Consider the following 9,159-nt stretch of genomic DNA (forward strand, 5'->3'; position numbering starts at 1 on the left):
GGGTGGCCGTGGCGCGGCGGGGCTGTGACCTGGTGAGGTGCGAAGCCCTTGCCCCCAACTCTCCCCGTTTCAGGGGCGGGAGAGGGATGAATTCGCCAGAGTGGTCGGTGAAGGGGGCCGGCGAAACGATCCACTGGTCCCGCTCCGTGTCGGCTCGGGTGATCTGTCCGGGGCGTCGGCGGGCCCGGCCGGTACGGGTGCGCCCGCCGATCGCGTGGTCCACCGGGCCGGCGGCGCCACGTGGTTGCACCGGGCGTCGAGGGGCAGTCCATAGGTGTGGCACGACGACCGACCGCTCCACGTGAGGCGGGAGAACCCCTGCCCAGGCTGCCGGCCGCGCTGTTCCGCCGCCTCGCGCGGGCGCGCCGGGCGCGCGCGTTCCATCCCCGGGGCCTGTGGCTCACCGGGGAGCTGACCGCCGGAACAGGCGGGCTCCTCCCGCTGCCCGAGGGAACCAGACCGGTGGTCGCCCGCCTCTCCAAGGGAGCGGGAGTCCCCGGCGGGGGCGCGGACGTCCTGGGACTCGCGGTGCGGATCCCGCACGGGGAGGGCCTCGACGGCCCGTGGGACCTCGCCCTGTCCGCTTCGGGAATCGGAAGGCTCACCCGCCTCCTCCCGCTGCCCGCGCGCGGCTGGGGCCGGGCCCGCTACGGCAGCCTCGTCCCCTACCGCAGCGAGGGCCGGGCGGTGTGGCTGCTCGCGGTGCCGCGCGGCGGGGACCCGGTGGCCCCGGCCTCCCTGGGCCGACTGGAGCGGCGGGTGCGCGCCCGGCCGCTGCGGTTCACCCTGCTGGCGGGGGCGGCGCGCGGCGGCTGGCGGCCGGTCGCGCGGCTGACCCTGGACACCGTGCTGCCCGAGGCCGGACGCCTCTCCTTCGACCCGGTCCTGAACCGCCCTCCGGGGCTGGAGATGGCACCCCGCTGGCTGGCCGAGGCGCGTGAGGCCGCGTACCGGGGCAGCAGGAGCGGCCGCCGCGCCCCCGAAGAGCCGCGGCGCCGCTCCTGAGCGGTCCCGGCCGCGCCGTACGCGCTTCGTCAGCCGATCGGCGCGGTCGGCTTTTTATGGAAATGTCCGCTCTTTGCCGGAAGATTCGGGAGTTCGCTCCATTTAAGGAAATCCCGGGTATTCTCTTTTCGGTCGACTTCGTGGAGCGAATCCCGTCCTCCTCCCGCGGAGTCCCGGAGTGGTTCCGTTTCTCTCGGCGATCTTGACCTTTTCGGGGTCTCAGCCGCCTCCGAGACCCCGAAAAGGTCAAGATCACCGAGAGAAACGGACGCCACCCGAAAAAGGCGTGAATTGTATCTTCCGGCGCGTGCGGATGTCGGCTGTTTTCCCCTTCCGGCCATATTCCCGCCGTATCCCGAATGGCGGCGGGAAATGCTGTTGGATCGGAGTCGCGCCATCGCCGCCGTTCTCGGGCGGCGGGCGGTCGGAGCGGTGCCGGACACAGCAGGGGGACGGGAAATTGGCGAATGAACCAGGGGCCGTGCGGCGCGAGGAGCGGTCCGTCCACGGGACGTCTCCGGACCCCGCCGTCCTCGACCTCCCGCACTCGGGCGACGGAGCCGAGTGGTGGTGGTTCCACGCCCGCCTGAACGACGGCGACGGCGACTTCGGGCTCGTCCTCCGCTTCCTCCGGCACCGGACCCGGCGGCCCGACGGAACCCCGCTGGACTCCCACGCCGTGGCGTGGTACCGCAGCGACACCGGCCCAGGGACGCACGCCGGGGAGTCGTGGATCGACGAGGGCTGCGTGGAACTGGCCCGGGCACTCGCCCGCGGCGACGGCGCCCTCGACCCGCGGGTCCGCGAGGCGGTGCTCGGCGGACTGGCACCGGGGCGGGCGCCGCTTCCCGACAGGGGGCTCCCGCGCCCGGTCCGCGTCGGCGGACAGCGGCTCGACCTGGACTTCGGCGGCGTGGGGCGGCTGACCAAGGACGACGGCGGCGCCTACGTCGCCGAGGCCGACGGCGAGCACAGCGGCTTCCGTCTGCGCCTGGCCCCGGAGAAGCCCGCCGTCGCCCAGTTCCCGGGCGGGGCCGGGGGCCGCTCCGGGGACGGCGCGACGCGCTCCTACAGCGTGCCGCGCCTGGTCGTCGAGGGGACCTTCCGCCGGGGCGGGTGCACCGCGCGGGTGCGCGGCCGGGGCCGGTACGAGCGTGCCTTCGGCGGCCCCTGGCACCTCCTGGAGGACGGACAGCGGGGCCCCGACCCCGTGTGGACCTGGGCCGGGCTGCGCCTGGACAACGGGTGGGACGTCACCGTCGCCGACATCGGCCACACCGACGCCGCCACCGGGGAGACCACTCCGCACGCCCGCGGCGCGGTCCTCTCCTCCCCCGACGGGGACCGGGTCGAAGCCTCCGCGACCCTGCGCGGTTCACGGCCGTGGACCTCCCTCGCCACGCTCAACACCTACGACACCGGCTGCGACGTCGAGGTCCCCGAACTGGACCTGCGCCTGCGGGTCAGGGCGTGGTTCCCCCGCCAGGAGGCGCGGTCGCTGGTGTTCGGCTCGGGGATGCTGGAGGCCGACGCCGACGTCGAGGGCACCATGGCCGGAAGGCCGGTGCGCGGCGGCGGGCTCCTGGCGGTGCTCCCCTCCAACCGGATCGGCGACTTCGAGCGCTACATCACCCGCGTCCGCGACACCACCCTCGAGGAGATCGACCACCTCTACCCCGAGACGCCCGACCACGGCGCGCTGGCCGCCGTGGCCGGGATGGAGGACCGGCCCGGGGAGCTGGACGGGCTGGTCGTCGAGGACCTGCACGCGTCGCTCGTGCGCCCGATGCGCCACGCCACCGACGGCCTGGGCAGGAGCTGGCGCTCCTATGTCGGAACGGCCGCCATCGAGCTGTGCGGGGCCGACAGCGAACCGTACCGCCCGCTGCTGGCCGCCACCGAGCTCCTGCACACGGGCTGCCTCGTGGTCGACGACGTCGAGGACCGCTCCCCCCTGCGGCGCGGCCGCCCGGCGGTCCACACCGTCTTCGGCGACCCCACCGCCGTCAACGCCGCCACCGCCGCCTACTTCGCCTTCGACCAGGTGCTGCGCCGGGTGCTGCCCGAGGACGACCGGCTGCGCCTGCGCGTCTACCAGACCTACCTGCGGGCGCTGCGGTGCGGCCACGCCGGCCAGGCCATCGACATCACCGGCCACCGGTCGGCGATGGACACCGCCGTGGCCACCGGCGACGCCGAGCCCGTCCTGCGCCGCGTCCGCGTCACCCACCGGCTCAAGACCGCGGCCCCCGTGCGCGCGATCGCCGAGATCGGCGCGCTGATCGCGGGGGCCGACGAGGAGCGGCTGCGCGCCATGGGCGACTACTTCGACGCGGTCGGCCTGGCCTACCAGATCAGCGACGACGTGATCGACCTGCGAGGCGTCACGGTCCGGGACCGCGACGGCCGCGCGAGGCCGACCAAGCACACCGCCGAGGACCTGAGGGCGGGCAAGGTCACCATGCCGCTGGCCCACGCCGTGGCGCTCGTGCCGGGACCGCGCATGCGCGAGATGTGGCGCGCCGTGCGCGACGGGGACGCCGACGAGGCCGCCGCCGCGCCGATCGCCCGGGAACTCCAGGACTGCGGCGCGGTCGCCGCGTGCGAGGACGAGGCCCGGCGCCTCGTCGACCAGGCGTGGAAACCCCTCCAGGACCTGGTCCCCTGCAGCTGGCACTCCGTCATCGCCCGCGCGCTGGGCGTCTACGCCGCCCGGCGCGAGCGCGAGTGACCGCCCCGCCCGGCCCCGACCCGACGCAGAAAGGCCAGCAGGTGCCCGACCCCCTGCCCACACTCCAGGTCAACGACGTGCACAAGTCCTACGGCGCGCACCACGTGCTCCGGGGGGTCGACATGGAGCTGCCCCCGGGCCGCCTGGCCGGGGTCGTCGGCGAGAACGGCTCCGGCAAGTCCACGCTGCTGCGCGTCCTCGCCGGCCGGCTCGCCCCCGACCGGGGCACGGTCGCCTACCCCGGCGGCCTGGGGTACTGCCCCCAGCACACCGTGCTCAACCCCGCCTTCACCGTCGACCAGCACCTGCGCTTCTTCCAGGTCGCCTACGACCTTCCCACGCTCGACCGCGCCCGCGAACTGCTGGACGTCCTCGGCTTCGCCGGCTACCGCCGCCACCGGGTGTCCGCGCTCAGCGGCGGGACCCGGCAGAAGCTCAACCTCACCCTGGCCCTCATGCACGACCCTCCCCTGCTCCTGCTGGACGAGCCCTACCAGGGCTTCGACTGGGAGACCTACGAGCGCTTCTGGGACCTGGCGGCCGAGCTGCGCGACCGCGGCCGCTCGGTCCTCGTGGTCTCCCACATCGCCTTCGACACCGCCCGGTTCGACGTCCTGTGGCGGCTGGACGAGGGCCGCCTGGCCGACGGGACCCGCGGCCCCGGCGCCCTGACGGGAAGGGGGTGACCGTGCGACGCGCCTGGACGCGCTACTCCACCGCCACCGCCTACGCGGTCACCGAGCACCTGCGCAACCGGTTGGCACTGGTCCTCGTCGTCTTCTTCGTCCCCCTCTGGATCACCCTGGTCACCGTGGTGATCGCCGACACCGACGTGCGGTTCTTCCTGCGGGCCTCCGACCAGACCGTCACCGTGCACGGCAACCACGTCAGCAAGGTCTCGGGCGCCATCAACGCCGTCACGCTGATCGTGGGCTTCATGATGTTCGTCGTCACCTACCGCTCCGCGGGGTTCGACCAGCGCCTGGCCATGGCCGGCTACCCCCGCGCCTCCCTGCTGGCGGCCAAGCTCACCGCGCTGCTGGCCGCCGCCGCGGTGGTGTGCGCGTACGCGGTGGCGGTGATCTGCCTCCACTGGGTCCCCGAGCAGCCCGTGCTGCTGTGGGCGTCCCTCCTCGGCGCGGCCCTGGCCTTCGGCGGCATCGGGGTCATGCTGGGGGCGCTGCTGCGCGGCGAACTGGAGGGCATGTTCGTCATCATCATGCTCAGCATCATCGACATGGGGCTGCAGAACCCCGTCGCCAACCCGGCCTCCGACAGCGACGTGGTCCGCTACCTGCCGTCCTACGGGACCATGCAGACCGGGGTCGCCGCCGGGTTCCTCGACACCACGCCAGTGCTCCACCTGCTCCTGGGGCCGCTGTGGTTCCTCGGCGCCGTCGTCGTGGCCGGGACCGCGTTCAGGCTGCGCACCCGCGACCGCAGGCGCGTCCTCGTCCGGCTCCCCGGCCGGAGGCGGCGCGCCGAAGGCCCCGGCGCGGACGAGCGGGGGGCGGGGACCGGTACGAGCACGCCCGCCGCAGGGGCCCGGCCCTCCCCGTTCTCCGCCGGGGAGCCAGGAGGGTCGCCCCTGTTTCGACGGCCGCGCCGCAGGAAGTGTCCGGACACCGGCGGACCTCACGGCACCGGCGAGGCCGCCCCGACACGACAGGAGCCCGGATGAGTCGCCCACCACGCATGACCGTGTCCGCCACCACGTTCGACGCCCCGGACCCGCGCGCCCTGGCGGGCTTCTACCGAAGGCTCCTCGGTTGGACGGTGACGGAGGACGGGACGGACTGGGTGACCCTGAGGCCGCCGGGCGGCGGGCCGGGGCTGTCGTTCCAGACCGAGCCGGTCTACACCGCGCCCGAGTGGCCCGCGGTCGAGGGCGCGCAGCAGATGGCGGCCCACCTGGACATCGAGGTCGACGACCTGGCGGCGGCGGGGGAGCATGCCGAGGCCCAAGGCGCGGTCCTGGCCGGGTTCCAGCCGCAGGACGACGTCCGCGTCTACCTCGACCCGGTCGGGCACCCGTTCTGCCTCTTCCTGGCGGACGGCCACCGGTGACGCGCCTCGGACCGGGCCCCGGGGACCCGGCCGCGGTGTTCACCGGCGCGCGTCGCACCGCGCGCGGCGGCGGCCGACGCGTCCGGGGCGCCCGATGACCTCGACGAGACCACGGGTCTCCACGAGCAGGACGCCGACCTCGGGGCCGCGCGCCGGGGCTCAGCCCGCGGCCTCCCGGGCTCCGGGCGGCACGGCACCCGCACCGCCGTACTCGCTCGCGGCCCAGGAAGCGAGCAGACCCATCCGCTCGGCGGACGGCGATCCGGGCTCGGCGGCGTAGATCGTGACCGTCAGCCCGGGTTCGGACTCCATCTCCATCCCCTCGTAGGCGAGCGTCATCTCGCCCACGACCGGGTGGTGGAAGGTCTTGAACCCGGTTCCGTGGTGGCGCACGTCGTGCGCGCCCCACAGGCGGCGGAACTCGTCGCTGCGGGTGCCGAGTTCCCCGATGAGATCGTGAAGCTCCTTGTTGTGCGGATCCCGACCGGCCTCGGTGCGCAGGAGCGCGACGGTCACCTCGGCGAACATCCCCCAGTCCGGGTAGAACTCGAAGGCCCGCCCGTCCAGGAACGTGAACCGGGCGATGTTGGGCGGCCGCCCCGGCATGTCGAAGACGTCCTTGTAGAACGCCCGCGCCAGGGTGTTGGCGGCGAGGACGTCCATGCGCCCGTTGCGCACGAACGCGGGCCCCGCGGTGATCGCGTCCAGCGTCCACCGGAGGCTGGGGTGCGGGGACCAGGACCTCGGGTTCCGGCGTTTGCGGGGCCGGGCGACGGGACTCGCCGCGTGGGCGAGGTCGAACAGGTGCGCGCGCTCGGCGTCGTCCAGGCGCAGAGCCCTGGCCAGGCTCTCGAGCACCTCCGGGGAGGCGCCGCTGATCCCCCCGCGCTCCAGCCGCGTGTAGTACTCCACGCTCACCCCGGCCAGGGCGGCGACCTCACCGCGACGCAGCCCCCGCACCCGCCGGTTCGTCCCGGCGGGCAGTCCGACCTGCCCGGGGGTCACCCGGGCCCTGCGTGTCGTGAGGAACTCCCGGACCTCCGCTCGGTTATCCATACACCCACGGTAAGTCGGAGCACGGGTGTGGAGGAGTCCCTGCCGGTACCCCCACCAGCTGTGACTCCCTCGCCCGCGGTGAACGTGGTGTCGTTGGCCTGGAGCAAGACCGAGAGTGGAGGAAACCCATGCGCGCCGTCGTCATGCACGCCCCAGGAGACGTCCGGGTCGAGGACGTGAAGCCCCCGGAGATCGTCGAGCCGACCGACGCGGTCATCCGCGTCACCGCCGCCTGCGTCTGCGGCTCCGACCTGTGGCCCTACCGCGGCGTCGAGGAGGTGAACGGGCCGACGCGGATGGGCCACGAGTACATCGGCGTCGTCGAGCGGATCGGAGCCGGGGTCCGCGACATCGAGGTCGGCGACTTCGTCGTCGGATCGTTCGTCGCCTCCGACAACACCTGCGAGATCTGCCGGGCCGGCTACCAGTCCCGCTGCGTCCACCAGGTCATGATGGGCGCGATCGGCACCCAGGCCGAGTACGCCCGCGTCCCGCTCGCCGACGGCACCCTGGTGAAGGTGCCCGGCGAGCCCACCCCGGAGCAGGCCCGCGGCCTGCTGGCCGCCTCCGACGTGCTGGGCACCGGCTGGTTCGCCGCGGTCGCCGCGCAGGCGGGGCCGGGCAGGACCGTCGCCGTGGTCGGCGACGGCGCCGTCGGCCTGCTCGGTGTCCTCGCCGCCCGGCACTTGGGCGCCGAGCGCGTCATCGCGATGTCCCGCCACGCCGACCGGCAGGCGCTCGCCCGGCGGTTCGGCGCCACCGACATCGTCGAGGAACGCGGCGAGGAGGGCGTGGCCAGGATCAAGGAGCTCACCGGCGGATACGGCGCGCACTCGACCATCGAGGCCGTCGGCACCCAGGAGTCGATGCAGCAGGCCATCGGGGCCACCCGCCCCGGCGGGCACGTCGGATACGTGGGCGTCGCGCACGGGGTCGAGCTGGACGGCCTGGAGCTGTTCTTCGCCACGGTGAACCTGCTCGGCGGTCCCGCGCCCGTCCGACGCTTCCTGCCCGAGCTCGTCGATCTCATCATGGCCGACCGGATCGACCCGGGCGCCGTCTTCGACCTCACTCTCCCGCTCGAGGAGGCGGCCGAGGGCTACCGGGCGATGGACGAGCGCCGCGCCACCAAGGTCCTCCTCACCCTCTGAGGCGGGCCTCGCGAGCGTCCCTGGGGGTGGCCTCCAGGGACGCTCCCCTGCGCTCCCCGCGGGTGATCGGCCCGCCTTCACGGAAGACCACACATGACCGACCCCCGATCCGGTCGCCGGGCGGGCCCCGCCCTCGCGGCCCTGCTGATGCTGCTGACCGTTTTCGGCCCCGTCTCGATGGACCTCTACCTGCCGGTGCTTCCCACGCTGACCGGGGAGCTCGGCGCGGCGACGTCCGCCGCGCAGTTCACCCTCACCGCGTGCCTCATCGGGCTCGCCGTCGGCCAGGTGATCGCCGGGCCCCTGTCCGACCGGTTCGGACGGCGGACGCCGCTGCTCGTCGGCGTCGCCGCCGCCTATGCCGCGTCCTCCCTGCTCGGCCTCGCTCGTTTCGGGCTCGGCGGATCCGAAGCCGGCCTCCCGCTGGGCGTCGTGACCGCCGCGTCGATCGCTCTGGCCGTGCTCGCCCAGAGCACTCTGGTCGGCCGCGAGCGCGGACCCCGCCCGGTCGTCCCTTCGGCGCAGAAGTCCGCCGTCACGGTTCGACAGGTCACCGGCGAATGACGGTCCGGGCCGGTCCGCCATGCCCGACCGAGGTTCCGGAAAGCCACCGTCACGGCCGGCATCCGGCGGGCATACCGTGCCGTGGTATTGCCGCCGCCACGGCGGCGGCAATACCGTCGGAGGCGGCGTCGAGTCGGAAAGCCGGCCCGTCGCCCCTTTCGGGTTGACGTGGTCCGCGTTCCAGAAGGAGGAGAACCGGAGATGATTCGCAGGCTTCAGGCGGTCGCGTTGGACTGCCCCGACCCGGTACGGCTCGCGGAGTTCTACGCGGAACTGCTCGGCGGGCGGGTCGTGGTGGATCCGGAGTCCCCGGACTGGGTGGAGGTGCGCGGATTCGAGGGGACGCCGCTGGCCTTCCAGCGGGCGCGGGACCACCGCCCGCCGGAGTGGCCGGGGCAGCGGATGCCCCAGCAGGCGCACCTGGACTTCGACGTGGACGACATCGAGGCGGACGAGAAGCGGGTGCTGGAGCTCGGCGCGACCGTGCTGGAGCGCACCGACCAGCTGCGCCCGGAGGCCAACTGGCGGGTCTACGCGGACCCGGCGGGCCACCCCTTCTGCCTGTGCCTCCATTGAGACGGCCGA

9 protein-coding genes are annotated in these 9,159 nt (G+C 74.0%); 8 read left to right on the plus strand and 1 reads right to left on the minus strand.

The window, feature by feature from the left end; all coding sequences use genetic code 11:
* Positions 1–276: 276 nt before the first annotated feature.
* The 5 genes from EV190_RS05515 to EV190_RS05535 all read left to right on the plus strand — a co-directional run bounded on the left by EV190_RS05515 (position 277) and on the right by EV190_RS05535 (position 5,803).
* Positions 277–1,005 (plus strand): phosphodiesterase, encoded by a 729-nt coding sequence (locus EV190_RS05515; RefSeq protein WP_208113056.1) that lies wholly within the window; start codon positions 277–279, stop codon positions 1,003–1,005.
* Between the two features lie 460 nt (positions 1,006–1,465).
* Positions 1,466–3,736 carry a polyprenyl synthetase family protein gene (locus EV190_RS05520; protein WP_243742369.1) on the plus strand — a complete coding sequence of 757 codons (2,271 nt, stop codon included), beginning with the start codon at positions 1,466–1,468 and terminating at the stop codon, positions 3,734–3,736.
* Positions 3,733–4,422 (plus strand): ABC transporter ATP-binding protein, encoded by a 690-nt coding sequence (locus tag EV190_RS05525; protein ID WP_243742370.1) that lies wholly within the window; start codon positions 3,733–3,735, stop codon positions 4,420–4,422. Before EV190_RS05520 ends, EV190_RS05525 begins: the two co-directional genes overlap by 4 nt.
* Complete coding sequence (locus EV190_RS05530; protein ID WP_243742371.1) at positions 4,419–5,417, plus strand: ABC transporter permease; 999 nt, start codon at positions 4,419–4,421, stop codon at positions 5,415–5,417. Before EV190_RS05525 ends, EV190_RS05530 begins: the two co-directional genes overlap by 4 nt.
* On the plus strand, positions 5,414–5,803 hold the full coding sequence (locus EV190_RS05535; protein ID WP_133740349.1) for a VOC family protein: 390 nt from the start codon (positions 5,414–5,416) through the stop codon (positions 5,801–5,803). The genes EV190_RS05530 and EV190_RS05535 overlap by 4 nt, the downstream gene beginning before the upstream one ends.
* Positions 5,804–5,962: 159 nt before the next feature.
* On the opposite strand, the gene EV190_RS05540 is transcribed toward EV190_RS05535, so the two are convergent.
* Positions 5,963–6,859, minus strand: coding sequence for a helix-turn-helix transcriptional regulator (locus tag EV190_RS05540; RefSeq protein ID WP_133740350.1), 897 nt, complete (start codon positions 6,857–6,859; stop codon positions 5,963–5,965).
* 128 nt (positions 6,860–6,987) lie between these two features.
* On the opposite strand from EV190_RS05540, the gene EV190_RS05545 reads away from it, so the two are divergent.
* The 3 genes from EV190_RS05545 to EV190_RS05555 all read left to right on the plus strand — a co-directional run bounded on the left by EV190_RS05545 (position 6,988) and on the right by EV190_RS05555 (position 9,150).
* A complete protein-coding gene (locus EV190_RS05545; RefSeq protein WP_133740351.1) occupies positions 6,988–8,010 on the plus strand; it encodes a zinc-dependent alcohol dehydrogenase family protein in 1,023 nt (340 codons plus the stop codon).
* A 93-nt stretch (positions 8,011–8,103) separates the two neighbouring features.
* A complete protein-coding gene (locus EV190_RS23915; protein WP_243742372.1) occupies positions 8,104–8,574 on the plus strand; it encodes an MFS transporter in 471 nt (156 codons plus the stop codon).
* A 201-nt stretch (positions 8,575–8,775) separates the two neighbouring features.
* Positions 8,776–9,150 (plus strand): VOC family protein, encoded by a 375-nt coding sequence (locus EV190_RS05555; protein WP_166655382.1) that lies wholly within the window; start codon positions 8,776–8,778, stop codon positions 9,148–9,150.
* The last annotated feature ends 9 nt before the right edge of the window (positions 9,151–9,159 follow it).

Source organism: Actinorugispora endophytica (assembly GCF_004363075.1).
GTDB classification, from domain to species: domain Bacteria; phylum Actinomycetota; class Actinomycetes; order Streptosporangiales; family Streptosporangiaceae; genus Actinorugispora; species Actinorugispora endophytica.

Excerpts from the sequence above, each read along its gene's own strand:
- EV190_RS05535 (WP_133740349.1), top strand. The coding sequence starts at position 5,414 with ATGAGTCGCCCACCACGCATGACCGTGTCCGCCACCACGTTCGACGCC.
- EV190_RS05545 (WP_133740351.1), top strand. The coding sequence starts at position 6,988 with ATGCGCGCCGTCGTCATGCACGCCCCAGGAGACGTCCGGGTCGAGGAC.
- EV190_RS05555 (WP_166655382.1), top strand. The coding sequence starts at position 8,776 with ATGATTCGCAGGCTTCAGGCGGTCGCGTTGGACTGCCCCGACCCGGTA.
- EV190_RS23915 (WP_243742372.1), top strand. The coding sequence starts at position 8,104 with ATGACCGACCCCCGATCCGGTCGCCGGGCGGGCCCCGCCCTCGCGGCC.
- EV190_RS05540 (WP_133740350.1), bottom strand. The coding sequence starts at position 6,859 with ATGGATAACCGAGCGGAGGTCCGGGAGTTCCTCACGACACGCAGGGCC.